This window comes from Runella sp. SP2 (assembly GCF_003711225.1).
Taxonomy (GTDB): domain Bacteria; phylum Bacteroidota; class Bacteroidia; order Cytophagales; family Spirosomataceae; genus Runella.
The window spans coordinates 422,086-446,240 of record NZ_CP031030.1 but is presented as its reverse complement, the minus strand read 5'-3'; the positions used below and the strand labels follow the sequence as shown (position 1 = coordinate 446,240).

Below are 24,155 nucleotides of genomic sequence, written 5' to 3'. Positions count from 1 at the left end.
TAATTTTCGCCTGCTGACGCATTCCCCGCCCAACCAAAATTCAAGTGGGCTTCTTCGCTCTTACGTCGGGAAGGCAATCCCCGTCATTCCCAGGAAAAGAAAGGAAATCAACTCCTGAAAACTAACAACCAACCCGCTCTTTTTACCCAACTTTTACGGAGGCTTCCTTGAAACCAGCAACGACATCACAACCTGACATTTACGCCCGCGTCACCAATAAAATCCTCGCCGATTTGGAAAAGGGACACCTGACCTGGCGCAAGCCGTGGAATTCGCAGCAAATGGCGGGGCAGGTGATGCGCCCGCTGCGTTGGAACAACATTCCCTATTCGGGTATCAATACCTTGGTGCTGTGGGGAACCGCCGCCGAAAAAGGCTATCAATTACCTCATTGGATGACGTTTAATCAGGCCATTGAACTCAAAGCCAACGTCCGCAAGGGTGAGAAAGGCGAGCAAGTGGTGTATGCCGATAAAATAGTTCGGGATGAAGAAACGCCCGATGGCGAAACTAATTTCCGTCAAATTCCTTTCCTCAAAACTTACACGGTGTTCAATGCCGCCCAAATCGAAGGGCTACCCGCTTCTTACTATGCGGTTCCTGAAACCATCATGCCTGACAACGCGCCGCAGCGCATACAAACGTTGGAAGATTTTTTTGCCCAAACCAAAGCGGACATCTACACGGGTACGAAGGCCGCTTACCATCCGTTGACCGACCGCATTCAAATGCCGCCGCTGGAAAGTTTTGAAAGTGCCGTGGCCTACTACGGAACATTGGCGCACGAATTGACCCACTGGACCAAGCATCCTTCTCGCCTAAACCGTGATTTAGGCCGCAAACAGTATGGCGATGAAGGCTATGCCAAAGAAGAATTGGTGGCCGAATTAGGGGCGTGTTTCTTAGCGGCCGATTTAGGTTTTGAACCTATTCCCGAGCAAGAACATTCCGCTTACATTCAATCGTGGTTGCAGGTACTACAAAACGACAAGCGTTTTATTTTCTCCGCCGCTTCTCATGCCCAAAAAGCCGTGGAGTATATTCACACCCTCCCAGTTCCGTAGGGGGGTAGCCAGATGAGATATGCTTTTTCATCTCGGATAGTATTCATGCTATGCCTGCTTTGTTGAAGGTGTTGATGAATAGTAAGCCTAGCACAAAGACCCAGCTGGCGCTTATCCCTGCTTTTTACCTTGTAAAAAACATCACTGACTTCGTGTTACTTCGGGGAGCTATCTGGTTCTTTTTGAGCCCGTTTTGCTTCCATCATCTACCACACAACAAAGGAGAATGGATGATGACTACTGAAAATCAAACTACGAAAAAATCACCTACGCATACGGCTTACTACCTGAAAGCCAAAGAAGGGAGTGAAAAGCAAGATTGGATTATTACTGGAGTGGCTTGGGAACACGGCGATAAAGACGGGTTTAACCTGTCCCTGACAATTCTTGGTCAATCAATTGCTATCGTGATTCGTCGTAAAAATAAAAAATAATTAAATTTTTCTCTCAGTCGGACCGAGTTCAGCTCTGTCCGACTGAGTATAAATACGACCTTTAGAAAGAAATAAAAATGCTTAAAAATTTTTACATTTCTCATCATGAATATAGCTCAATTAATTGATTTTTGCCTAAGGATACAAAAACTCTCAATTTAAAATTATCAACACATCCGCCAATGATTACGAGTATTGGCTCAGGACAGTTATATATTTTCGATGTTGCAATATTCTTCATTTCCTGTATATCCTGTCTACTGGGGTTTGGGGAAGCATAAGGATGGAAATGCCATTCCCCAATATAATAATGTCCCTTTATCCAGCTTTTTTCAATAAGTTGTTTTAATCCTCTTATACCGCGTTTAAACCAAGTGAGACCCATTTTAGAATCGGATGGCGGACCTGTGATTTCACTAATGACAGCAAGAGTTTGATTCCATTTGTAATTGCCAATCAAAATTCCGCCTGTTTCGTTTTTGCCGGAAATGGCAGAATAACTTTCAATGTTCTTCTGTATACTTTGAGAAACCTCGACAGCAGATCTTCCATCTTTAGATTTAAAAATCATCATTATATATTTTTAATCATCACACCGGTAAATTCTCCGTCAGCATATTGCTTTTCAATGACAACAAGGCGTTCCTCTTTTGGTCGAGAAAGTTGTTGTTCAATTATCTTGAAGGCTGCACCTGCCAACATTTGGATATCGTCAATTCGAGCCGGAAATAACGGATGCCAACAGCCTATACCTTCTATAATTTCTGAAGTTTTTTGCATTATAGTGATATCCTGCTGTAAAAACGGATCTATTCTTTCTTTAAAGCTATTTTTTAGATTGGCAAATTTAGAATTAGTAGCCAGATAACAATAGAGGCGATCAGCATTGTAACCTGTAGAAACAGAAATAAAATGTGTAGACTTACTTGATAAATGATTGCTGAGAAGTTGAATTACATCATCTTCACCGGTGGCATCAATAACAACGTCAAAACCATCAAGAAATGCTGCTTCTTTGCTAAGAGTGTCCTCCAAACCGTTTTTTCTGAATGTACATCGATGAAAAGGAAACACTGAATTTATATGGGTGCTTAATGCCTCCGCTTTATTTTTCCCTACATCATTTAATGTCAATGTATGACGAGAAAGATTTCCTGCATGGACTTTATCATAATCCACAAAAGTAAGATTACTGCACCCAAGACGGCCGAATAGCTCCGCAAAAGTGGCTCCAAGCGCACCGGCTCCAATAAATAAAATTCGACTATTGGTAAGATCCTCGGAAATTCTCCCTCTGTTGGTTAATTGCATAGAATTCCAGTTTTCCGTTTTAATCCATTGAATTTTGGCAGTGCCGGAAATAAGTTCAGTAAATTGTTGTTTCCACAGTACTTCATTATCCCGAAATCCATTTAATTTAGGTAAGATCAATTTGAAGGCAAACCAATGAATCAACTCCTCAGGAGAACCAATTCGAACGGGGACAGGAAATCCCAGCGCAACCAGGTCCAACTTTATTTTTTCACGTTTACTTCTCGAATAGGTTTTGAGCAGGATTTGTAACAGATTGATTCCTTGAGCTTGGCATACAGCGTCAAGCTCTTTAAAAGTATAAGGAATCTGCCAGGGCTTCATTACAGGAATGCGTTTAAGCATTAACCATAGGCCTGCTTTTTCTTTATTTCGATTCTTGGAGTACTTGTTTCGATCATTAATGTATGATCCCCATACTTTTGCAGCGACTTCTTCTGAAAAAATGTCAAAGCGACTAATAGGATATGTTTCCGGCTGTTGGTCCAGCGGGTTATAATTAAAAAAACCGCTACTGCGTTGTTCGCTTTGCCACCTAACAAAAGAGTCATTATCTTCATTGAAGGCAATCCGATAATCGGTAGATGTTGGAAAATCCGGTAACTCAAAAGGATCACCGTTCTCTATAAGGGTATCTGTTGCCGCAGCTTCAAGCCAAATAAGACAGCGTTCAACATGCCATTTCAGACGATTAATAGCATCAACAGGTTCCGGTGAATATTTTTTTCTTCCCCAAGTACCTTGTCCGGTGTCTAAGCATATCTTTCCCGAACGCCACTTAGAATTATTGAGCAGCCGATTATTATTTTGATGCTGAAAAGTATGTTTTATGCCTTTATTCTCATCAGGCATAAAACAGATTTGACCAAGTGGGTATTGCGGATCAATGATGACTCGCCACTCAGTAACGGTTGGTATATATTCCGATTCCGGAACATCAATAGTCATTCGTATGTGCAATACCCACTTTTCTAAACGCTCCTCCCAATAAAAATCACCCAATCGCTCATAACCCGGCATATCTTCCAAAAGACGCCGAGCTGATCTCAATTCTTTCGTAGGCTCTCTGTCAGGCAAATCGTTTCGGGGTAACGTCTGAACTTTCTTTTCTTGGAGTAAATCCGCCAAGCGGCGCAGTAAGATTCCGGCTCTTGCTCTCTTCCTCTTCATTCCCCTCATAAGGAGGGAATTTTTCACCAAACAGCTCTCGCCACTTAGTTACTTGGGTTTTGAGCTTGTCGGCCTCAAAGGCTTCACGGGCTATTTTTGAATATTCTTGTACGGATTCATAAAATTCGGCAAAATCATCAGGTGATACCCGCTTCCAAACGTTATGTGTCGGTACCCCTCGGTCAGGCAATACAGGAGTAGTCCCAAGCAAATGCTGAATTTGATATTTGGCAATGATTGCTTCCATAGTTTTACAAACGCCCTCGGCTACCGACGTAATATTGTCCGGGCAGCAATCACCGATCATGTGTTCAATTGGGTATCCCTTTGGATATTTTAAATTCGTTAGCTTCAATGTACGCCACCATTTAAGTGCTTTTACCACATTCACGTAATGTCCGTTTGTGTTTTTATTTTTGTCTCTGGTCCAACGGATTTGCTCCAGCGGATGAGTTTCGACCCATTCTTCAGCATCGCGATCGGGTATCCAAAGTGGATTTATCTTCCATTCAGGCTCGGAACGGACGGATTCTGAAAGATAAACATACCCTTTGTGAAAGTCCGGTTCAGACCAACCTTTTGATAGTCTCCATTCATAATTGCCGCCGAAATCCTCCAACATCAGGTCGGTGGTAACGCTTCGTGATTTCAGGGCTGCTAAATCCACCTCCGATGGCGCTGCAGTTACCACAATATCCAAATCTACATAAGAAAGTTCTATACCGATAGAGCGACCTTGTAGTTTATATTTCCCCTTATAATATTTATCACAAAACGGAATAAATTTATTAATAGCTTCCTGCGGTGTCAGGTTATAGCGGTCCAGATTTGTCACAACAATAATGTCAACATCAGCCCTTTTGCCATTCAGAGGCCGAACGGCGGTCGCTCTGCGGTAACTTCCTTGAAGGAAGGTAGATACGATGATTGACTTTAAATCATCATACTCATTCAGTCGTCTACGAAGCGTTTCATGGCCTCTCTTCAAATCTTCCTTCTGTGAGGAAGTAAGCCTGATATCGGATAAAAAGTCACTAAAGTAAGAGTTAATTTTCATTAGAGATAAATTTAAGGTATAGTAATGATAGGATGATAACCACCCTCTCTTTCGTTCTCAAAATCAAATTCATATAATGTTACCTTACCTAAAGGCTTAATACGTTGCCCCAAATAAAAGGCTAACGCATTAGGTGCAGCGATAAACAGGTGAAGCTGACCTTTCGCAGATAACCCGTACCTTCTGGATCGCACAGTACCAATCAAGTCTCCGATGGCTGCCATAATGTGATTGGCATCTTTGATTGAGACTGGCCCCGTTTTCGGGCTAATTATGAAGTCAATGCTGCGGCTTACATTCGGCAGCATTTCTTGTATATAAGCATTTACCGGCGTTCGTATATCGTGCGTAACACTAATCGTAAGTGCAATATCTGAGCCCTCATTTGAAAATGCCTGTTCTTCAACAATCCACAACGGTTCCTGATACTCGCGAATCTTTTCTGCCTCTGCGCGCCATTGAAGTTTACCCGAAAACGTCTTTTGTACTACCGTTATATCCAGTCCGCCGTATTTACTGTCCATATGATAACCAAGTAGTAAAGCAATGGACAGATGTGTATCCAAATGTACGAATATCCGCTTTTTAGACGAAATGGCTTCCTGAGCAACACGTTCCAATTCCAATTTAATGTATTCCATTTCAGCGTACTCTTCCAATAAGAACCGGCCGGAAAAGCAGTGAAGAAAGCAAGCTATTGTATGGACTTCCAATTCCAGCGTCTCGGCCCCCCTTTGAAAACTTCGTACACCGATAACAAAAGCGTCTTCCTGCCGTGCTTCCTGCACTTCGGCCAGAAGCTCTTCCTGTCTGCAGATTTCTAAAATTTCATCTTTTGTAAAAATATTCCTGCCGGTTTTGTGAAGCTTTTGAATTAAATCTCCGTATTTACCGGAGAGCTGATCAGCAGGAATAGGCTTTAGACCTGAAAGTAAAAGACTATTGTTGAGATTTTCTCTTAAACGCTGTTCATCATCATAACTATGCTTGATGCGTAGTGAGGCTAAAACGGCTTTCAATTCATCATCGCTGCCCATTTTAAGGTGTTCTTTCCAAGCCTTACGGATTTCGCCATATTTTGATTTTTCTCCTCCTGTAAACAGCACCTGAAATCGAATGCCTCCAATATTATTCAACAGGTTTTTGAGATCATTACTATGATCTAAGCCCCAAGTATTGATGATATAGTACCGGCAATTGGCGAATTTAATCGGATCTTTAAGGTAAATTTTATAAAGCCGTTGCAATAGCGAATCTTGTTTTGCACCGATGAATTCTGGTTCCATAAACGCTTGCCATGTAAAACCCCTGTCATGGTCTACATGGAATTTCACCTGAAAGTATTCTTCAGCAATATTTGTGCCTGTGCTCCAGTCTTTAATAGCCGGTTCATAGTAAACCACAACATCATCAAAGCCAAAAGTACCGTCCAACTCCCAAGCAACTTTTTTAACCCGCGTATGAGATTGATTCAAGCAACAAGCCTTTAGCCAAAAAAACTTAGCTTGGTAATCATCACCATCCTGACGAGCAATAACACTCCTTCCCATAGTTTAAGAATTGAATTTAGAAATCAAACCTTTAAAAAACGGGAGATAGAAAATTGCAGAAGTACTCTTCGCGTACTCTTTAGTAGAAATTGGGTCTGTCTCAAATCCATAGTATAAATATTCGTTTCATATTAAAAAAATAAGGAAAAAAAGTCTTTTTGGAATGAGCTTTAGTCGGGCTAAACGGATGCCTTATTAATGTGAATTTATATTGAGAAACGCGCGCGCGATAAAATATCATGCCAATAAAGATACAAGGTGAACAGCTACCGAGAAAAGTTAGTTCACGAATAATCCCTTTTTGAAAAAATCCGTTATAGTGACGAAGCCTTTATTCAAAAAGGAGCTTGGTATACTATCTCGGAATAGAAAATAGCCTTTGGTTATTCTCCCGTTTTTTCGACCGTAATTTCAATGACAGTTCCATCCGGGGCTTCTTCGCTGACGACGTATCTGGATTCAATGGCTATAAGTTGGTGCGGTAACTGTTCGAGCAGCGCCATGAACAGAGCTTCCAGTCCGTAGCCTTTCAACGAAACCTGGTAGGTTGTAAAGTACAATTGGATGCGGTTGGTTTCGCCCTCAGGATTAAACTCGCCCGCAATCAGATATGAATAACTCAGAAAAAAACGTTTGCCGTCGGGCCATACCAAACACAAATTCAGCGGGCGAGCCAAGGTGTACTCGTTGGAAGCAACCCCCATCTCCTTTTCGGGGGCAGTATCTGCGGGGTTGCTTTCTTTCATCTGGTCAAAACGTAGCTTAAAGTTCGGGTTCATAGTGTCGGTCTTTGGATTTGTGCGGGGAGGGCTTGTCCTTCATGGGGGCTTTATTTTTAACAATTGCAGGTGACTTGCTGCGCTGGTTTCGCAGCTGTTGTTCCGCCAGTTCGTGCGTGCGGTTCTTTTTACCCACCAGCTCCATGGCCGATTGTCGGTCACCAAGCCGCTGGGCGTGCTGCATTAATTCTTCTTTGTTGTCGGTATAAATATGCACTCCACTCCGACCCCGTGACACCGAAACGTAAAACTGCTTGGCGTCCGTGGCGGGAAACGTCGCGGCGGGTTGGGCAATAAACACCTCATCCACCGTTTTTCCCTGCGAAGCGTGCGAGGTAATGCAATAGGCATGGGCCAAATGCCCGTAGTCCTTGTCCAGATGAAACTTGGCGCGGCTAACGGGATTTTGTAGCACCAACTCACCCTTTTTGTTCACCGAACTTACCGTGAGCAGCTCGCCGTTGTTGAGCCGCTTTTTGTGCTGGTCAAAACCGTTGCGGGTCAGTCGTACCCAATCCCCTTTGGAGAGCGCAATCTCGCTTTGTTTGTAGAGTTCAAAATCTCCGCTGCGGTGCAAGGGCAGTAGCGCTGTCTCGCCGTTTTCGTCTTTGAGTCGAACCCCGCTCTCGCTGCTACTTTCCACCTGCCATACACTGCCCCGTTTGAAGCCTGGTCGGTTTTGGTTCAGCTGAACCCGCATCCCAGGCTTAAAATGCTGCCAATCACTTTTTTCCGCTTCCGTCAAATTGAGGTTCATCAGGCGGGGAAGGGTGATTTCTTTCTTGCCCAATTGCTTGGATGCCCGCAGTTTCTCCCGAATGGCTTGGGTGACTTCCTCGCCCTGCTGATGAGTGGGAGAAACCACCAACGCTGATTTTCCCGCTTTGAGGGCTGCCGTATAAGCGTTAACCAATTGCTCGTGGGGGTTGAGGACATCAACTTGGTGAATAGCGCCCATCGCATTCAAGGTTGAAAACGCATTCTTGACTTCTCCCTGTGCCAAGTCCTCCACCGCCGAACGGTAGTTCTCATTCCGCTGGCGGTAAATTTTACTCACTTCTGCCGATTTGATGCCGCCTACCGTGTTCAAAATACGCAAAGCATCCCCGCGCACGACGGCGGCGTGTTGGCGAGTATCCCCGCCCAAAATCAGGCGAGCGTTCTTTTGGCTTGCCAACTCAAGCAGGGCACTCATGTCTTTGGTACCCAGTAGTCCCGCTTCGTCCACCCACAGCACTTGTCCCGTGAGCTGGTGCTGCATTTCTTTGTCCACCAGCAGTTTGGCCACAGTGTCGGCTTGCTCAAAGCCTTCTTCTTTCAATACGCCCCGTGAGGCCTGGGCCGTGGGAGCCACCACCGTTACTTTTTTGCCCGCCCCTTCGATGTGTTTGACGGCCTCTTGCATCAAGGTGGTTTTACCCGACCCCGCCGCTCCGCGAATGATGCACACGCGGTTGGTCGTCGTCAGTACGTGACGGACGGCTTCGGCCTGTTGACCACTCAAGTTAAGCTCGGGCGATTGAGCGTACAGGGGCACTAATTTGCCCTGACCCGCCCTTGCCAATTGTACCATACGCTGCTCTTGGGAAAGTACTTCTCGGGTCGTGCACAGGGTTTGCCCTGCTTCTTTGACGTGAATCAGCCGCTCATCCGTTTGGAAACAATCGGTAATCTGCGCCAAGGAAACCGATGGATGACCAATGCCTTGGCGGTAGGCGGTTTCCAACAAACGACGGTCTTGCAGTACCGAGGCCCGTTCAAAACCATGTTGCAGGGCGTGGTCAAGGCACTGCTGCGGGTTAAGTACTTTTTCTTTGATAGGCCGTTTGTCCCCTGATGGGTAGCGAACCACCCGTTGTCCTTCGTTTTGCTCACGGGTGTCTAAGGAGTGAATTTGACGTTTCCAATCCGACTTTAATTCGGCCATGCTGAGTCCCACCTGTTTTTTGGCGCGGGTCCTTGCGCCCAGTTCGCTCAGTTCTTTGGCATCCGTAATGCCCTTTTCCTGAGCGACCCGCCCAATCTCATCGGTGCGTTTGGAGAACAGGTCAATGACGCGCTGCGGTACGCCTTCCACTTCAAAGGACTTTTCCGTCCGTCGAATTTCGTAGCCCAATGCCATCAGTTGATCGGAGAGCCGTTTGTGAAAGCGGGCTTGGTAGTAGGGCATGTCGCGTTTGATGTCGCGGAATTGGGCGGCTTTGATTTGCCGTTCGGTTTCGTCCCAAGTGGCATTAAACACAAAACAATGCGCGTGCAGGTGGGGGTCGGGGGCATGACCTTCTACGGGGCGGGCGGTTTGGTGGATAAAATCAGCCCACACCAGCTCCCCCGTGGCGCGGTCATCGTAGGTATTATTTTTACGCACCCTGGTTTTAGCGTCGGCTTCGATGTCGAGCATGGTCGCCTGTACGCTCTGCCGAAAGGCTTCCAACAGGTGGTCATCCTTCGACAAGGCGTGAAGAATCGACACCGATTTAGGGCAGTGAAAATTGATGTCGTAGCCCGTCGTGCGTTCGTCTTTGGTGCGAGCCGTCAGCGGCTCACCCGTCAGGGGGTGGGTATTCTCGCACAGGGCAAAGAAGGCCTCCTTGGTGGCCTTTCCTGTCACCCCTAACCGCTCGGCTAATTTTCCCTCAATACGACCGCTAAGTTCTTGGTCGTTGATGTAGTAATCAGCCTTGGCGAGGGCTTCGGAAAAATAGGCTTTGGCGTGGGCAGCGCTGCTGCTTTGAATCATGCGGATCATGACACCAAGTGTATGGGGGTTTGGAGCGCCTTGGGGCACTTTTGCGTTTGGTTACTGCGGGTACATCACGGGTAAGCTCGGCAGTGCCCAAGCTGTGCAAAGCGAGCAAGGGGGAATGGTTAAACTTTTTTCATCAGACATCTTCCCTAAGCACAGCTTAGGTGGTTTTGAATCGGTATTTTTACAGGGCTTCGACCGTATCGTCATCGATAAAAGTGGTCACCAATTTACGACGGGTATCAGGATCGGCGGGACGCCTTCCGTAGAAGCTAACCCCTCGGGTTTGGGACGCATCCCGTCCTTCGACAAAAGAATTAACCATCTCTTCATTACAAATCATTTCGTCGATTTTATCCATGATAAAGTGGTCACCTTGGTGGTAAGCCCCGACATAGCTAAAGGAATAACATAAAGCCGATACTGCCAATAGAAGGCCAATAGGCTGAGCTGCCATCCATAAAACAAAACCCACTATGAAAAAAAATCCTGGTTCTAAAACCGTTTCAATTGTTCGTACATCAACAGGTTTACCTTTGAATTTGAGACTAGTAAAACGAGAAGAAATAACGCCAGACGATAAACTGAAACGACCAAAATCGAACACCGACGGCAGTCGTTGAATCTCTTGCCAGCGCTCCCAGCAGGTGTACAGAAATAGCGCCAGAAAAACATACCAGGTCGTATAGTAGCCAATAAGGTGAACGGAATAAGATTGACCCGTAAGACGTTCCATTATTCCAGCATAAATTAATGGAAAAATGGCCAGTAAACCACTCATAATAATCGCTGTAGAAAATGAAAAGTAGCGCTCTCCCATGTTCTTTCGAAGAAATACTTCAAGCAACAAGCGAGGCCAAGAACAAATAGCTAGAAAAAACACTAAAATTAGTTCTTTCATGGCATTGGTACGCATAAAAACTGTGCGGTAGTAAATATTCTTTTTCATAGACGTAAAGCATTAAATTTATAAGTGAGTAATTCCCGTTTAAGTGCAATACTGCTGGTTAAAGACCATTTTGGTGTGGTTCAGTCCCTTCAAGAGCGGGTCGCCTTGGCGGTGTACGTAACCTTCCACGCGAAAATTATTCAGGGGGCCTCCCGTTCGCAGGCGAACAAATTCTTCAGCCCGCACCATCCGTTCCAGTTTCAGTGATTTGGACTTGGTCGGAGGCGTATTTATTGGTTTCAATGTCGGCGTTGGCGTGAAAGATTTTGGTACCTAACGTACCTAAAAAGCTTTTGACGCGATACTCCGCCTTTTGTCCGCCCATGCAGGCGTAGTAGTTGGGCAAGTTCTGGGAAATATACACCGTGGCAATGCGACTACTACGGGCCGTGGCTTGGTAGTCGGCATCGTGTTCGTGTAGGAAGTTTTGCGCTTCGTCCGCCCACAGAAACACGGGGCGGGAACTGGCCGTGATGGGGCGTTTTTCCATTGCTCGTTGCCAAATGTATTTGAATAAAATTTGGCAATCGCGCCCGACTTTATGATAAAGCTTGACGGGCAAGTTAAGCAGGATGATTTTACCATGCCAGCAGTCTTCGGGCGTTAGGGTTGAGTCCTGACGGCAGAACAGGGAATAGACGGGTTCGCGCAGCAACCGAAACAAAAAGCCTGAGAAGGTAAAATCGATGATAGAACGGGTTTTCTCGGAAAGACTGATGAAGCTGTCAAAGAAGAATTGGTCGAGAAATTTCAGCAGTCGCGCTTCGGGTAATGCTTGGAGCAGTTCGGCCTCAAATTCGGGTTCATTTTGCAAGGCTGCCTGCTTGTGGGCAGGCAGGCGGTTAAACCACTCGTCCATGTTTTCGGTAACACGCTTACGTGCCGCTTCAAAAGCCTGCTGAAATGCTTTCGCTTCTCCTTCGTTAACTGAGGTTTGCAGTTGTTCGTGACTTTTGGGAATGGTTTGCACAATGTCGTACATCTGTTGCAGGGAGAGTTTGCCGTAGGCCAGTTGGCACAGGTCAATGACGTTAAAGATGAGCATGTCCAGAGCCGTCTCCCAAAAGGCATCATCGCTTTTACCACTGTCTTTGGCTTCTCCCGCGCGTATGACCGTTTTCAACACCTCGACGATATTTTCGGTGATAGAATTCTGGGATTGCCGGGATTCGTATTGCAGGAAGTTAAAGCGGTGGGTTCCGTTGGGTTCAAGCACCAATAAATCCCGCTCGCGCCCCGTTAGGCGGCAGTATTCCTGCCAAGCCTGTTTTTCGTCGGGTTTGACCGTCAGTACCAAGCCCCCGAAACCTTGAGCGAGGTATTTTAGCGCCAGCATTCGGCCCGAACCTGAGGTTTTTCCTGAGCCGATGCCACCGAAGATTTGCACGCCTTCCAAGGCATGACGCACGTTCCAACTTCCGCGCTCTTGCGAGGAAGCTAATTCAATAATGGGGCGGTCTAAATTGAACAACTCCATAGGTAATAAAAGGCATAGAAATGGTACTCAAATTTATTTTTGCCTGACTACCAAATAATTCACCCAAAAACGTAGATTTTATTTATCAAACGGCGGAAAAGGTGCCTAACAAGGGAGAGGCTTCAGCGGCGGCCTGACCTTGAGTAAGTAAATGTTCACGGTAACGAACAATGGTCAGGGCTTTGAAGTCAACCGCGGTCAGATGCGCTGGCAAACGAATGGTATCTCTTATCATCAGATCGTACAGCCAAAGTTCAGCCATCAGTGAGTGTTCCAAACGCGGTTCATAGCCCAAGAAACGCGTTAATCGTTCTTTGGCTTTTAGCCCAAAAATTTCGACCATTTTTTGGTAACTTTGTACAAAGTGAGGTGCTGCTTCGGTGGAAGCGTAATGCGCCATGTCGGCGTTGCGAATGAGCTGAATGTGTGCTTCGGCTTCGTGGGTGAATGCTTCCGACGATAATATTCCTTGGCGGTATTGTTGCAATAAAGCCCGCAGGTAAGGCTCAAAGGGCAGACTAACAGCGGGATGAGGTAAGTACCCTAATCGTCGTTCGATGAGGTCTTTGGTCGCGCTTTCCCAATCAGGTAGTACGGTGGCATTCAGCGCTAAGTCTTTCCACGAGATGGCTTCACTAATGGCTTCACTAATGGCTTCACTAATGGCTTCTTGATAGGCCTGTTCAAAGCGTTTTTCATCTCCCCCAAAAACGTTTTGAATGGTTTTTTCTCGCCACTCCATGAGAAACCTCCGCTAATAAAAAGATTCATCATTTTAGCATAATCCATCCATAAATCAAGTCTTAAATCACCAATAACATGAGCGACAAAGGGGATAATGACGACCAAGGCAAAAAGAAGGAACCCACCTTTCCCGAAGGATATGAATACTTGGATGATTTAATCAAAGGAAAGCTGAACCGTCGGGCGGAAATTGACAAGCAGTTGCAAGCAGCTTCGAAAGATGCGTCAAAGCCCAACCACCACACCCTCAAGTATTCCCCACCTGGTTTTACCACGGGGCCTTCGGGTAACAAAGAACGGCAGATGGAACAATGGAAAGCCGAAAAAACGCAGATTGAGGCGGATATTAACGAAAGTGTTGAACTACAAATGAGCGTTTTGGAGACCGACCCCGAGACGGCCGCCCAAATTCGTCAGACGCTGATGGATAAAATGTACCCTAACCCTTTTGAAGGAAAGGGGGAAAAGGAATTACAGCGGGTAGGGAAGGTCGAAAAAGACGTCAATAGTTCGCAGGATTTTATGCGTAACCTGATCAAAAATTATCGGGAAGGGGCGCCCAAAGATCCCAAATCGCCGCAGGAAATCAAAAGGGAAGCGGAGAAAAGTGAAAAGGAGTTCAACAACTCGCAGGGGTTCATGCAGCAGCAATTGGCGTGGGTAAGAAATCCGGCGATTAAAGAAGAAAAGTCGGAGGGGCAGGCCAAACCGACTGCGCAGCAAACGATGTTAATGTCGGCACGGTTTTCGCAGTCGCTCAACTATACCAAGGCCTTGGAAAAATCGGCGGAGAAATCCGCTCCTGCGAAAGGAAAAGACAACAAATCTCCAGACAAAGAATAATCAGGGTTCGAGTTCAATGCCTCGATCTTTGCTTTTATCGGGTTGTTTTTCTGGTTGGGCAGGGCGGTTGCCGCTGAGCCAGGCAGGACGTTTGTCTTTGGCCTGTTCGCTTAAGAACTGCCGGTGTCCGTCCTGAAAGCCGTTGCCAGGTGTATGATCTTTCATCGCCTCCGTAAGCTGCCGCGCCAGTTCAGGCATGTGTTTAGCGATGGTATAGCCTTCATTAAAACGTTTTTGGTACTCGGACGGAACGGTGGTATTTTGTTCTTCCATGATTAAAAGGTGTTACGGGCGTGTTGCTGTAAATACGTGTCAATGGAATCCCGGTCGTAAAGGATGATTTTCTTTTGAGGTTGCGAGAAGCGTATTTTTCCTTCGTCCCGCAGTTTTTGCAGCGTCGTTTTTGACTTGATGTTCAATAGCTGCATGGCTTGTTCATCGGAAATCCATTTTTCCTTGTCTTCGCCATGAACTTGTTTTAAACGGGCGACGACCTGTTCAATTAAGGCATAAAAAGCCTCCTCCTCCAGACAAATAATTTTCATAATTTATGTTGTAGTATTATTTGACAGCTTAATGAGCCTTTGTTATTATGGGGATCAAATATGAAAGGAAGTGATTAATGTCTGAAAATGAAGAAGAACTATTTGTAGAAAAATTATATTACGATAACAACCAGATAAGAACTGAAACATCATTTAATACTGAACGTCTACACGGCCCGATGAAGGGTTGGTATGAAAATGGACAGCCTATGTTCAGTGGTGTTTGGAAAAATGGTAAACGTCATGGAGTGTGGGAACACATTGAAAAGGACGGTCAAAAAGAATATTTTTATTGGCATGAAGGGAAAGAAATTAGACTTAAAGTAGAACACCTTCATCTCATGGAAGCTTTCCTGACCAATCATAACTATAAAGTTGAAAGCCCACAGCAGAAATACGAGCCTGAATAACTACTCTCGGTTGTTATTGGATAACCACTTGTCCATATTGGATAAAGCTTCATCAATAGAATCACTTTCAAATATAGCATCAGCAATTATTATATCGGATGTTAGAAAACACAGTATTCGAAAAATAACCCCACCATTAACTATTGAATTTTCAATTTTAATACTTCCTCCATTTTTAATCAATGAATGTATATTACTGAATTTTTCAAAAGTTGTTAGTTTTGGAAGGGGAGCTGCTTTTATCTGTGATTCATCAAGATGATTTCTAAAATAATCAAGAATTCTTTTTGAGTTTACATTTTCCTTGTCACTAAAGTTTATCGTTGTCTCTTTCTGTGTTACATTCTTTTTGTCATGCTTACCCCTTTTTCTTAATAAAAAACATCTGAAACTGACAGGGTTACAATTGAGGTCACTCAAACCCGTAATTATACCGGAAAAAAAAGCTTCATTTTTATTTTTCAATCCGACATCGTCTACACTAAAGTTAATTAAAATGAAATTGGCAATGGGAAAAGAATCCTCAGCGAACCCTTTCTTAGAATTAGTAAATGTTTTTTCCTCTAAGATAATTTCAACAGTCGATTGTTTTCTTCTTACTTTACCTTTGAACACGCTTGTTGAGACGCCGGATTTCAATGCCTTTTTGCTAACATCCTGCTTGTGAATATAACTTGCATAGAAATCTACACTATTCTCATCATATGATATATCAAGTTCATCTATCCTTATATATTTCGCTAAATAATCATCTTTGATAATTTTGTCTTCCTCTTTATCTGAGTTGGTGTACTTTGCTTTAGCTACTTCGCCATAAAAATAACAAACATAATATTTGCCTATAGAAGCAGGCAGTAAATCATCAAATTGAAGATGTTTAATTCTATTATTTACCCAACTTTGAAGAGAATGAACGAGATCATGCTCATTCAGATTAGAAATATTGGTTGAAGGCATAGTAAGGCGATTCCTGCTACGGCTACTTAAAAACTGCCTTATACTAAGTTTGATTTCATTAAACTTCTTCAATTCTATATCAACTACATCTTCGGGTGTAAATTTTTCATCACATTTTTCAAATATAAATGTTTTTGTCATGAATTTTGAAAAGGCAAGAGCATAGTACATAGAATGCCCAATCATAAGGCTTTGATCACTTTGACTATTTAATTGAATCGCAAAAAAAACAGGCGTAGTCAGATTATCACTATCTGTTGCTTCTCTTACCAAATGTCCAATTAAAAAACTGCTTTGCGGATTATAAGTTACAACACCATTATATTCAGATGACAATGTTAAAATTTTAACAGGTACATAGCCGTTAATATCCATTTTTCCAATATAAAAATATTGAGTGGCAATTCCCCAAGTAGCATTCGCTCTTGATCTTCCATCCGTGCGCTCATAAATGCGCCAGTGACTATTATAAAACTTCTGAGGAAGCTTATTGAAAGCTGTCGTTTGCCAAAATTTGCCATACATGTCCATCAAGGAAGGATCGTGTACAGGGCTTTCATTAGAATATTTTTCTTCAATAACTTTTATTGTTTTTTCAATTTCTGCAAGATTTTTCTCGTCTCTACTTACTGAATTCTTAGCGGCTTCACATACAAAAAGAGCTAAATTTAAAGGAACAGTAATAGTAGGAAGTATACCTTTTTCAACATTTGAAAAATGTGTGTTCACTTTATCTTGCAGAGGACTTCTTATAGGAGGCTCTTTTTTCGGGAAAGCTTTTTTATATGATTCAGCCAATTTTTGTAAGGACATCTCTTTATATCTATCGCCTTCTTCTTTGAAATATAATTGTATTTGAAGGCATATATCAGCAATAGCATTTCGTTTTATAGAATAGTAGTGAGAAGAAAATGTAATACCGTTTTCTTCAATAAATTTTTTCTCCTCTTTAGAAAAATGCTGATCCGAGAAAGGAAGCTCCCTGTAGGGTTCGTCGACAATTTTTTTCTTAACTACAGCATTACGATGAATGACAGGTTTTTCTACTGCCTCAACTTTACGCTTCGCGGGGTTTTGGGAAGCATATTTCAAAGCTTGAGAAGCATGTGCTAAAATCAGATACCAAGGTTTACGGAGGTAGAATACAGGTACAGCCATAGTTTTATAATTTTCAGTGAAAGTATAAATATTCATACGAAGTTATAAAAACAAAACTCATAAAAAAACTTTTTTTAAAATATTTTTATGACGTCAGTTGGCCCAATAAGACACAAAACCCTTTTATATTTTCATATGAATATTGCATTTTTCATATGAATGTTAACCTATTGACATAACAAACCCGCTTAACTAGCTTTGACCCATATCTCTTACAAGAGAGGGAAAAACCTATGAAATAATCAAATCGTCCATATAAACAAGCAATGAGAAAAGAGACCTAATAGAATGTTTTTCTAAAAAATTGATGCTGCCTTGAGATGAAACAGGTTGCATGCTCTACGGTCCGGTATCATCCGGTTTTCAAGTTTTTCAAATTTAACTTTACATCTAAATACATCAAACTATGCTAAACGAATTGGACTCAGCACTGCAAGTTCATGACGAAAATCATGACCATAATAGTACAGTTGCAATAGGGAAAGTGAAGAAATTATGTCTAAAACCTTCAGACTTTTTAGGAGGAATTGCGATTTGGGGAGCGCTTAACCCGGTTTATAATACCTATGGAGGAGGACAGGAAGAAGGAGTGCATGTGCATGCAAGAAGAGAAATTGGTGGTAAGAAAGAAATTGATGAAACTTTCGACATTGTTCAAGTTCCTTATGAAAATGAAAGTGGGGCAGAGCTTTTGTTTGAAATTACCGGGAGCGATGCGTCTAATTACAACGTTAGTACAATTTTCAAGAAAAACTTGACGTTTTTGCCTTGTCCTAACTGTAACAAAATCCATTCAGATAAAGGATGGTTTGCTGTTCATCCTCATTCTATTCATCGATGCGAGCATTGTGATCATATCTTTACTTCTGATTTTAAGAGTATCAGTAACCCTATTATGATGCTCAAGAAATTATGTGGCGATACTCTGCAGGAACGAATTGTTATTGACCCTGTCGAACGTATAATGTTTGCTAAACAGGCTAATTTTAAAGGTGGTATCCAGATTTGGGGATCTAATCCTGCTATTTTGTGGACTTCCCCAAAATTTGAAGAAGGTGGTATTCATTTTCATGGATTTCGTAAGATTAATTCTCATATCCCCGAAGCGGATGAGACGTTTGGCAAAGTTAAAGTCGATGGCATTTATCTTGATCCTGAAATGGTAAGGCACCTAATGGCCCAATATGGATTAGAATACCTTAAAGGAAGAATACAATCAATAAATTGTCCATCATGCACTCATGACCACTTTGACACTTTTGATGATGCGGTTAATCCTCATAGCATTCATTGTTGTGAGAATTGTGGCTCATTGTTTTTATCTAAATTACCCATTGTCTCAAATCCCTTAGTTAGAACTTTTAAGGGGTTAAATCAAATGTACAATCAATTAAATAAAAAGGAAGTTTAAGATGAAAGCACAAATTCAATCACTCTTTATAAAAGAGCGGCATGGTTTCCCTATGCTACGAACAGATGAGATGGAATTAATAAGAGGTTTTGGTATCAAAGGTGATATTAATGCCGATATTATGAGCCCAAGGCAAGTTCTTATCGTTATTAATGAGGATTTAGAATACTTTAATATTCCACCAGGAGGCCTTCGCGAAAATATAGTGCTTAAAAACTTAGATCTATCCTTTTTTAAGCCTGGTAGTTTATTAGTATTGGGCGACGTAAAGATTAGATTGACTTTTAACTGCGAGCCGTGCAAAAGAATCAGCCAATTTGTAAAGCCCTCTGAAATTATGGGTCGAAGAGGAATATTAGGGGTAGTAATTGAGAGTGGAATAATTCATGAAAATATGGAAGCCACTCTATTACCTTCTATTTTCGATCCACTCTCAGATCTTCCTTTTGACCGATTTAAACACTTTGTTTCGCAAATACCTGAAGGAAAAGTTGTCACTTATAAAGAAATTACTCGTGGTATGGGGGTTGCTGAAAGCTACCTCAGGGCAATACCAACGTATATTACTAAATCAGATGACAACCTACCTATACACAGAATCGTGGATTCTGAAGGTGCACTTATTCAGAAATATATTCCAAATCAAAAGCATCTTCTAATCAATGAGAAGGTGATTTTGAGAGAAGCACCTGGTTTATTTGATGATTCAGCGTGGTTTGTTAGCCTTGAACGCCATTTATGGCATCAAGATTCTTTGTTTCTTAATTAATTCTAATCTATTTTTCAAATTAAAAAAGGCTGTCCCTCTCAAGAACAGCCTTTTTTAATGATTTTCTTTTCAAATTTTAGACATTCAGATTTAAGCGCCGCTATTTAACACCGCATCCAAGGCATCATCCGCATCCTTGTTGATAAAAGATGCCTGATAACCTACCGTCGTTGTAATATTGGAATGTCTGTAAAGTTTTTGCAGCATTTGAATGCTAATTTTATCACCTGCCTCACTAGCAAATGAGTGTCGTGCGATGTGCATTGTTAGTTTCTTTGTTATGTTTGCAGCTGGTGCGACGTCTTTTTTAAGACATTTATCAATTGCACTGGTTTTGAATGCAATTGTGCGCTCAAATACAAATTGATCCTTAACATCTACATCTTTTAACTCAGGGAAAATAAAATCATCTTTATATCTTTTTGACGACTCATATTGGGTTAAAATCTGATTGGCTTTTTCAGGAACTTTCAATGTTCCAACTTTATCATTTTTACCCATGACATAGATAAGTCGACCATCCTGGATATCACTCCATCGGAGCCTCAACACATCCGATACGCGCATTCCAGCAAAATAGTAAGCGAATAACCAAAGATTACGGCAATGGCTGGGTCTCTCTGGAAGTTCTACTGTTTCAAGTCTTTTAATTTCAGCAGGATTAAGTCCCACCTTACCAGTTTCAGGGAATTTAATAATCATCTTTCCCTTGCCGAAGGGAGAGCTATCCGCTTTTATCAACTTATCTCTTTTGGCATGGCTGAAAACTGAACGTACCATAGAGAGATGATTCATGGCCGATCTTTCAGACAGCTTCAAAGTGTTTTTGACATAGGACTTAAACGCTTCAAGCGTCGAAACTTCTATCTCCTGAAAGGCAATGTCTCGTTTTAAAAAATCTCTAAAGTGCTTCACTCTGGGTTTATCTGCAGTATATTGGTTGTATTTCCCTGCTGCTTTAAGACTTGATAGATATAATTCTGCTTGTGGAAAGAACATCGCAGCAGGAGCTTTCTTATTACTTTTCTTGATATAGCTTGCTGTAACTTCTTGCTTTTCTGTTTCAAGTTCAATTGCTTTGGCACTTAATTCCGCAATGCGTTTTGCAATGAGGTTATTAAGCCGCACTGAGTTCGGATAATTTTTACGAGCACATCCCTTTGCGGAATCCCATTGATCCAGTGTTACACTATACCCAATAGGTTCATAGTTTGTTTTACGGTTCTTGGTAATTCTGATGACAATAGGAAATGTCCCATCCTTTTTTTTGTCGGGTTTGATAACTGCTTTGATTGTTGCCATGATTCATTAATGGTTACCTTAGTATCAAAGATACGAAAAAAAATTCGTAAACTATTCGTAAACAAAATGTGTTTTTGTATGAATCCACATGAATACATATAAGACCAAACTAACAATAAATGTGTGAATATAAGATATATACAAACCTTTCAATGTAATTGAAAAGGATTTGACAAAGGACTGAAAATCCTTGTGTCGGCGGTTCGATTCCGTCCATCACCACCATCGGTAAAAGCCGTTATAACGCAAGTTGTAACGGCTTTTTTTGTTGGGAAATAATTTATTTTTAGTAGTACGAGAAGCGTTACCCTTATTTTTCACCAACGGCTTATTTCGCCCATCATCTCAAGCAATGAGACGGCAGTGACGTTTTTGGAAATGGGAAACCTTTCTGTCCCTGAATAAACGACAAATTGTTTGGTTGCCTGTAGGTCTTCACACCCTAAATAAAACTCTTTAGACACAGAAGGTGCCTGTGAGCGTTTTATTTCAATCGCATAACGTTGTTGGCTATTTTTTTCGATGACCAAATCAATTTCTGCTCCTGCGGATGTACGATAAAACCACGGCGTTAGTCCTGGCGGCAACACGGATAACAGATTTTCAATTACAAATCCTTCCCAGCTGGCTACAACCACAGGATGCCCCAATAAATCATCCAATGAAGTCAGGTTCAACAGCGCATGGGTCAAACCACTGTCTCGAATGTAAACTTTAGGCGTCCTGACAAGGCGTTTTCCAACATTGCCCGACCAAAGACGCAGGGTTCGAATGAGTAGCAGATCTTCTAGTAGCTCGATGTAACGCTTGGCAGTTGGGGCGGCAATATCCAAATTGGCTCCCAGCGCAGCTACGTTCAACTGCCCTCCTTGGCTGTGGGCCAACATAGTCCATAAACGTCGTAAGGTAACCGCTGGAATGCGGGGGCCAAATTGAGGCACCTCTCGTTCTAGGTAGGTATTGATAAAATTTAGTCGCCATCTCAGACTGGCCGCATCACTTGAATTTCATCCAAGATGATGAGTTGATGTTGATGCAATTCAAAATATGCCTCGGGTTCGCTGAGTTTGGCGCGATCTCGGGGACTTTCCAGATCAAGGTAAACGGGCTGGGGACTCATGGTATCAGCCAATTCCTGCGCCAGCGTGGTTTTCCCCACTTGGCGAGGCCCTAATACGCCAACGGCGGGAAATTCCTCCAGCAATTGCGCGATTTCTAAGGTGGTATTACGTTTAATTATCCTTGCAATTATAACACATTGTGTTTGATTTGCAAGGATGAAATTTGAAGGTTTTTATGAATAATTACTCAAATAGCCTCGAAAAAACTGGGTCGTGGATAGCCAATCCCGCGCGGATGTACGCTGAATTAGATTGGAAAAGCGAGTCATCAGCGATGCATTGGAAATTGCAAAAAAGCTTGTAGCTCAGAAGAAAAAGATTAACTTTTGAGCTAAGTCCAAGTGAAGAATCAAGGTCTAAGCCTACGCAAACTTTATAAGTTTTTAACTTGGAGACGACAAACGGTGTATGCTCGTCGTCATTGTAAACTGAAACAAGATAAAGAAATCTCTGATACGGTATTAGTTGATTTATACAAATCAGTATGAAAAGATCATATTGTATGGGGATTTGCGATGATTTATGCCTATTTACGCAACAAGGGAGACATTTTTTATAAAAAGCGAGGACATCGTTTGTACAAACAAGCACAATTAAGCTTGCACAGAAAGCCTCAAAAAGCCCGAATCCGCGAAGAATTCGGGGATTTATTATCACCTAAGTCTATTAATAAAAGCTGGGCTATGGATTTTTTTTCAGAAGTCATTATTGAACCTACTCAACAATGGGTACGTATTATCAACATTGTGGATGAATGTTCAAGAAAAGGACTGCGCGGCGGACCGTCCAAAATGGCATCATCGAGCAACTCAATGGTACACTCAGAAGAGAATGCTTAAATTTGAATTAGTTTTATTCACTCTCAGAACTCAACCAACACTTGGACAGTGGTATCAGGCATATCATTTTGATCGACCTCACAAGTCTATCAATTATTTAACCCCTGATGCTTTTGAAAGGAAAAATCAGAGTATCTACTATAAAATGGTTGCATCAGAAAGCAGGTAGGACAGAACTTTTTCAATAGTTATCTTTCTAGCGATTGAAGAGGGTCTCCAAAATTACCATCTATCTCTTGTTCAAGTGCACCATTTGCAAATGCTTTAGCAATCAAAAGGTCACGAACATTCGCAGTTTGTATAGTAATTATTTCCCGAAGTTGAAAGTCAAGCAGATCCTGTTTTATTTTTTTATAAAGGTATTCTGGTTCAGTTAAGCCAGTTTCACTTTTAGAACTAATAATCACTTTAAAGCAATTCCCTTCACGGATTAATTCAATTAGATATACATTTGAATACCAATAAAAGCACTTAAGAATTCCTTCCCGGCTAAACACCTGCGCATCAAGATGCAATTCCAGAAAATCTACTGTTATTTGATCACACAATCCAGTTGGCAGCATCGACATATGAGAAACATTTATTTAGGTAAGATAATATTTTTTTTCAAACATATATTTTTCCTCTGAAAAATTATCATACTTTTATCATTATGAAAAAAAAGCTACCTCTTCTTCTTCAGAGCATTGCATTAACGGCTATAACCAATATCAATGAGCAAGCCGCCGCCGCTGAAATTCCTGAGTTTACCAAAATCACATATGATAGTGAGATGATGAATCGAAATTTTACTAGTATTTTAAAGAAACCTGGTTTCATTCTTAAACGTATGAATAGTGAAACTGGAACTTATGAAGGGAATTTTCACCGCTCACATCGCTCACATTCATCGCATCGGTCACATTATTCCAGCTATGGAGGCAGTTCCGGTTCATCTTCCTCAGGCTATAGGGGCAGCTCTGGTTCGTCTTCCTCAGGCCGTTCCAGTTCGTCAGGATCCTCGTCCGGCACCAATTCTTTTACTACAGGCACTCCCAAATACAGTCTGGGAGATCGTACGCTGCGTTTTAATGATGAAGGAGCCGATGTCGTACAACTAAAGCAGCTCCTGCGAACACTTGGGTATACTATTGAGATATCATCCCTGCTTGAAAACTATTTTAATTCACAAACCGAAACAGCTGTTAAGCAGTTTCAGCAGAAAAATAATCTGAAGGTTGATGGAGTAGTGAGTCCTAACGTTTTAATGTATCTTAAATCAACAGCATCTCCATCAGAAGGCTTAAGTAACAGCTACAGTTCACTAAGCTGGGGAAATACCGGGCAGGAAGTCCTTGAATTGAAAAAACTGCTTGTAAGAAAAAAATTATTAAAACAACGGGATGGAGAGGGTCTCAATAATAGATTTGATGACGCAACCGAAGCGGCAGTAAAAGCATTTCAACTGTCACGCGGGCTTTCTCAAACAGGGGTTGTAGACAGAACTTTATTGCAACTGCTTCAACAACAATAGTCTAAT

Annotated in this window: 25 protein-coding genes; 9 read left to right on the top strand and 16 right to left on the bottom strand. The window is 42.3% G+C overall.

What is annotated here, in order from left to right:
* Positions 1-167 precede the first annotated feature (167 nt).
* Positions 168-1,064, top strand: a complete 897-nt coding sequence (locus tag DTQ70_RS01725; RefSeq protein WP_122929208.1) for an ArdC family protein — start codon at positions 168-170, stop codon at positions 1,062-1,064.
* 50 nt (positions 1,065-1,114) lie between these two features.
* On the top strand, positions 1,115-1,498 hold the full coding sequence (locus tag DTQ70_RS01720; RefSeq protein WP_122929207.1) for a hypothetical protein: 384 nt from the start codon (positions 1,115-1,117) through the stop codon (positions 1,496-1,498).
* 103 nt (positions 1,499-1,601) lie between these two features.
* On the opposite strand, the gene DTQ70_RS01715 is transcribed toward DTQ70_RS01720, so the two are convergent.
* From DTQ70_RS01715 to DTQ70_RS01675, 9 genes are all read right to left on the bottom strand, one after another.
* Complete coding sequence (locus tag DTQ70_RS01715; protein WP_122929206.1) at positions 1,602-2,072, bottom strand: Mov34/MPN/PAD-1 family protein; 471 nt, start codon at positions 2,070-2,072, stop codon at positions 1,602-1,604.
* Positions 2,072-3,886 (bottom strand): ThiF family adenylyltransferase, encoded by a 1,815-nt coding sequence (locus DTQ70_RS01710; RefSeq protein WP_164489810.1) that lies wholly within the window; start codon positions 3,884-3,886, stop codon positions 2,072-2,074. Before DTQ70_RS01710 ends, DTQ70_RS01715 begins: the two co-directional genes overlap by 1 nt.
* Positions 3,879-5,036, bottom strand: a complete 1,158-nt coding sequence (locus tag DTQ70_RS01705) for an SMODS domain-containing nucleotidyltransferase (protein ID WP_122929204.1) — start codon at positions 5,034-5,036, stop codon at positions 3,879-3,881. Before DTQ70_RS01705 ends, DTQ70_RS01710 begins: the two co-directional genes overlap by 8 nt.
* A gap of 11 nt (positions 5,037-5,047) precedes the next feature.
* Positions 5,048-6,586 (bottom strand): SAVED domain-containing protein, encoded by a 1,539-nt coding sequence (locus DTQ70_RS01700; protein WP_122929203.1) that lies wholly within the window; start codon positions 6,584-6,586, stop codon positions 5,048-5,050.
* A gap of 383 nt (positions 6,587-6,969) precedes the next feature.
* Positions 6,970-7,365, bottom strand: a complete 396-nt coding sequence (locus tag DTQ70_RS01695; RefSeq protein ID WP_164489809.1) for a hypothetical protein — start codon at positions 7,363-7,365, stop codon at positions 6,970-6,972.
* Positions 7,349-10,114: a MobF family relaxase gene (gene mobF / locus DTQ70_RS01690; RefSeq protein WP_164489808.1), complete on the bottom strand. Its 2,766-nt coding sequence runs from the start codon at positions 10,112-10,114 to the stop codon at positions 7,349-7,351. Before mobF ends, DTQ70_RS01695 begins: the two co-directional genes overlap by 17 nt.
* A gap of 181 nt (positions 10,115-10,295) precedes the next feature.
* Positions 10,296-11,060, bottom strand: coding sequence for a hypothetical protein (locus DTQ70_RS01685; protein ID WP_122929201.1), 765 nt, complete (start codon positions 11,058-11,060; stop codon positions 10,296-10,298).
* 175 nt (positions 11,061-11,235) lie between these two features.
* Positions 11,236-12,537 (bottom strand): type IV secretory system conjugative DNA transfer family protein, encoded by a 1,302-nt coding sequence (locus DTQ70_RS01680; protein WP_122929200.1) that lies wholly within the window; start codon positions 12,535-12,537, stop codon positions 11,236-11,238.
* Between the two features lie 85 nt (positions 12,538-12,622).
* Positions 12,623-13,279, bottom strand: a complete 657-nt coding sequence (locus DTQ70_RS01675) for a hypothetical protein (protein ID WP_122929199.1) — start codon at positions 13,277-13,279, stop codon at positions 12,623-12,625.
* A 77-nt stretch (positions 13,280-13,356) separates the two neighbouring features.
* On the opposite strand from DTQ70_RS01675, the gene DTQ70_RS01670 reads away from it, so the two are divergent.
* The gene (locus DTQ70_RS01670; protein ID WP_122929198.1) at positions 13,357-14,124 is read left to right on the top strand and encodes a hypothetical protein; all 768 of its coding nucleotides are present in this window, start codon (positions 13,357-13,359) and stop codon (positions 14,122-14,124) included.
* On the opposite strand, the gene DTQ70_RS01665 is transcribed toward DTQ70_RS01670, so the two are convergent.
* Positions 14,125-14,397 (bottom strand): hypothetical protein, encoded by a 273-nt coding sequence (locus tag DTQ70_RS01665; protein WP_122929197.1) that lies wholly within the window; start codon positions 14,395-14,397, stop codon positions 14,125-14,127.
* 2 nt (positions 14,398-14,399) lie between these two features.
* Positions 14,400-14,669: a helix-turn-helix domain-containing protein gene (locus DTQ70_RS01660; RefSeq protein ID WP_122929196.1), complete on the bottom strand. Its 270-nt coding sequence runs from the start codon at positions 14,667-14,669 to the stop codon at positions 14,400-14,402.
* A 77-nt stretch (positions 14,670-14,746) separates the two neighbouring features.
* Between DTQ70_RS01660 and DTQ70_RS01655 the strand changes: the two genes are divergently transcribed.
* Positions 14,747-15,079, top strand: coding sequence for a toxin-antitoxin system YwqK family antitoxin (locus tag DTQ70_RS01655; protein WP_122929195.1), 333 nt, complete (start codon positions 14,747-14,749; stop codon positions 15,077-15,079).
* Here DTQ70_RS01655 and DTQ70_RS01650 read toward each other — a convergent pair whose 3' ends face one another.
* Entirely contained in the window at positions 15,080-17,194 is a 2,115-nt protein-coding gene (locus DTQ70_RS01650; protein ID WP_164489807.1) for a hypothetical protein, read from the bottom strand.
* Positions 17,195-17,600: 406 nt separating this feature from the next.
* Here DTQ70_RS01650 and DTQ70_RS01645 point away from each other — a divergent pair, with 406 nt between their 5' ends.
* Both DTQ70_RS01645 and DTQ70_RS01640 read left to right on the top strand, forming a co-directional pair.
* Entirely contained in the window at positions 17,601-18,605 is a 1,005-nt protein-coding gene (locus tag DTQ70_RS01645) for a hypothetical protein (protein ID WP_122929193.1), read from the top strand.
* 1 nt (position 18,606) lies between these two features.
* Positions 18,607-19,374: an MGMT family protein gene (locus DTQ70_RS01640; protein ID WP_122929192.1), complete on the top strand. Its 768-nt coding sequence runs from the start codon at positions 18,607-18,609 to the stop codon at positions 19,372-19,374.
* A gap of 90 nt (positions 19,375-19,464) precedes the next feature.
* Here DTQ70_RS01640 and DTQ70_RS01635 read toward each other — a convergent pair whose 3' ends face one another.
* From DTQ70_RS01635 to DTQ70_RS31030, 3 genes are all read right to left on the bottom strand, one after another.
* The gene (locus tag DTQ70_RS01635) at positions 19,465-20,676 is read right to left on the bottom strand and encodes a site-specific integrase (RefSeq protein ID WP_122929191.1); all 1,212 of its coding nucleotides are present in this window, start codon (positions 20,674-20,676) and stop codon (positions 19,465-19,467) included.
* 317 nt (positions 20,677-20,993) lie between these two features.
* The gene (locus DTQ70_RS01630) at positions 20,994-21,617 is read right to left on the bottom strand and encodes a DUF4143 domain-containing protein (protein WP_229600052.1); all 624 of its coding nucleotides are present in this window, start codon (positions 21,615-21,617) and stop codon (positions 20,994-20,996) included.
* Positions 21,618-21,658: 41 nt separating this feature from the next.
* Positions 21,659-21,835, bottom strand: a complete 177-nt coding sequence (locus tag DTQ70_RS31030) for an AAA family ATPase (RefSeq protein WP_229600170.1) — start codon at positions 21,833-21,835, stop codon at positions 21,659-21,661.
* A gap of 137 nt (positions 21,836-21,972) precedes the next feature.
* Here DTQ70_RS31030 and DTQ70_RS31175 point away from each other — a divergent pair, with 137 nt between their 5' ends.
* Together DTQ70_RS31175 and DTQ70_RS01625 are read left to right on the top strand one after the other, a co-directional pair.
* Positions 21,973-22,101, top strand: a complete 129-nt coding sequence (locus DTQ70_RS31175) for a hypothetical protein (RefSeq protein ID WP_255417947.1) — start codon at positions 21,973-21,975, stop codon at positions 22,099-22,101.
* A gap of 271 nt (positions 22,102-22,372) precedes the next feature.
* Complete coding sequence (locus DTQ70_RS01625) at positions 22,373-22,636, top strand: hypothetical protein (RefSeq protein WP_164489806.1); 264 nt, start codon at positions 22,373-22,375, stop codon at positions 22,634-22,636.
* 188 nt (positions 22,637-22,824) lie between these two features.
* Here DTQ70_RS01625 and hxsD read toward each other — a convergent pair whose 3' ends face one another.
* The gene (hxsD, locus tag DTQ70_RS01620) at positions 22,825-23,205 is read right to left on the bottom strand and encodes a His-Xaa-Ser system protein HxsD (protein ID WP_206019623.1); all 381 of its coding nucleotides are present in this window, start codon (positions 23,203-23,205) and stop codon (positions 22,825-22,827) included.
* 83 nt (positions 23,206-23,288) lie between these two features.
* Between hxsD and DTQ70_RS01615 the strand changes: the two genes are divergently transcribed.
* Entirely contained in the window at positions 23,289-24,149 is an 861-nt protein-coding gene (locus DTQ70_RS01615) for a peptidoglycan-binding protein (protein ID WP_122929188.1), read from the top strand.
* The last annotated feature ends 6 nt before the right edge of the window (positions 24,150-24,155 follow it).

What these genes read in the sequence shown, in the direction of transcription:
- DTQ70_RS31175 (WP_255417947.1), top strand. Translation starts at nt 21,973, where the DNA reads ATGAATAATTACTCAAATAGCCTCGAAAAAACTGGGTCGTGGATAGCC.
- DTQ70_RS01680 (WP_122929200.1), bottom strand. Translation starts at nt 12,537, where the DNA reads ATGGAGTTGTTCAATTTAGACCGCCCCATTATTGAATTAGCTTCCTCG.
- DTQ70_RS01720 (WP_122929207.1), top strand. Translation starts at nt 1,115, where the DNA reads ATGCCTGCTTTGTTGAAGGTGTTGATGAATAGTAAGCCTAGCACAAAG.
- DTQ70_RS01640 (WP_122929192.1), top strand. Translation starts at nt 18,607, where the DNA reads ATGAAAGCACAAATTCAATCACTCTTTATAAAAGAGCGGCATGGTTTC.
- DTQ70_RS01700 (WP_122929203.1), bottom strand. Translation starts at nt 6,586, where the DNA reads ATGGGAAGGAGTGTTATTGCTCGTCAGGATGGTGATGATTACCAAGCT.
- DTQ70_RS01670 (WP_122929198.1), top strand. Translation starts at nt 13,357, where the DNA reads ATGAGCGACAAAGGGGATAATGACGACCAAGGCAAAAAGAAGGAACCC.
- DTQ70_RS01705 (WP_122929204.1), bottom strand. Translation starts at nt 5,036, where the DNA reads ATGAAAATTAACTCTTACTTTAGTGACTTTTTATCCGATATCAGGCTT.
- DTQ70_RS01695 (WP_164489809.1), bottom strand. Translation starts at nt 7,365, where the DNA reads ATGAACCCGAACTTTAAGCTACGTTTTGACCAGATGAAAGAAAGCAAC.
- DTQ70_RS01660 (WP_122929196.1), bottom strand. Translation starts at nt 14,669, where the DNA reads ATGAAAATTATTTGTCTGGAGGAGGAGGCTTTTTATGCCTTAATTGAA.
- DTQ70_RS01635 (WP_122929191.1), bottom strand. Translation starts at nt 20,676, where the DNA reads ATGGCAACAATCAAAGCAGTTATCAAACCCGACAAAAAAAAGGATGGG.
- DTQ70_RS01645 (WP_122929193.1), top strand. Translation starts at nt 17,601, where the DNA reads ATGCTAAACGAATTGGACTCAGCACTGCAAGTTCATGACGAAAATCAT.
- DTQ70_RS01655 (WP_122929195.1), top strand. Translation starts at nt 14,747, where the DNA reads ATGTCTGAAAATGAAGAAGAACTATTTGTAGAAAAATTATATTACGAT.
- DTQ70_RS01650 (WP_164489807.1), bottom strand. Translation starts at nt 17,194, where the DNA reads ATGGCTGTACCTGTATTCTACCTCCGTAAACCTTGGTATCTGATTTTA.
- DTQ70_RS01675 (WP_122929199.1), bottom strand. Translation starts at nt 13,279, where the DNA reads ATGGAGTGGCGAGAAAAAACCATTCAAAACGTTTTTGGGGGAGATGAA.
- DTQ70_RS01685 (WP_122929201.1), bottom strand. Translation starts at nt 11,060, where the DNA reads ATGAAAAAGAATATTTACTACCGCACAGTTTTTATGCGTACCAATGCC.
- DTQ70_RS01665 (WP_122929197.1), bottom strand. Translation starts at nt 14,397, where the DNA reads ATGGAAGAACAAAATACCACCGTTCCGTCCGAGTACCAAAAACGTTTT.
- mobF (WP_164489808.1), bottom strand. Translation starts at nt 10,114, where the DNA reads ATGATCCGCATGATTCAAAGCAGCAGCGCTGCCCACGCCAAAGCCTAT.
- DTQ70_RS01615 (WP_122929188.1), top strand. Translation starts at nt 23,289, where the DNA reads ATGAAAAAAAAGCTACCTCTTCTTCTTCAGAGCATTGCATTAACGGCT.
- DTQ70_RS01715 (WP_122929206.1), bottom strand. Translation starts at nt 2,072, where the DNA reads ATGATGATTTTTAAATCTAAAGATGGAAGATCTGCTGTCGAGGTTTCT.
- hxsD (WP_206019623.1), bottom strand. Translation starts at nt 23,205, where the DNA reads ATGTCGATGCTGCCAACTGGATTGTGTGATCAAATAACAGTAGATTTT.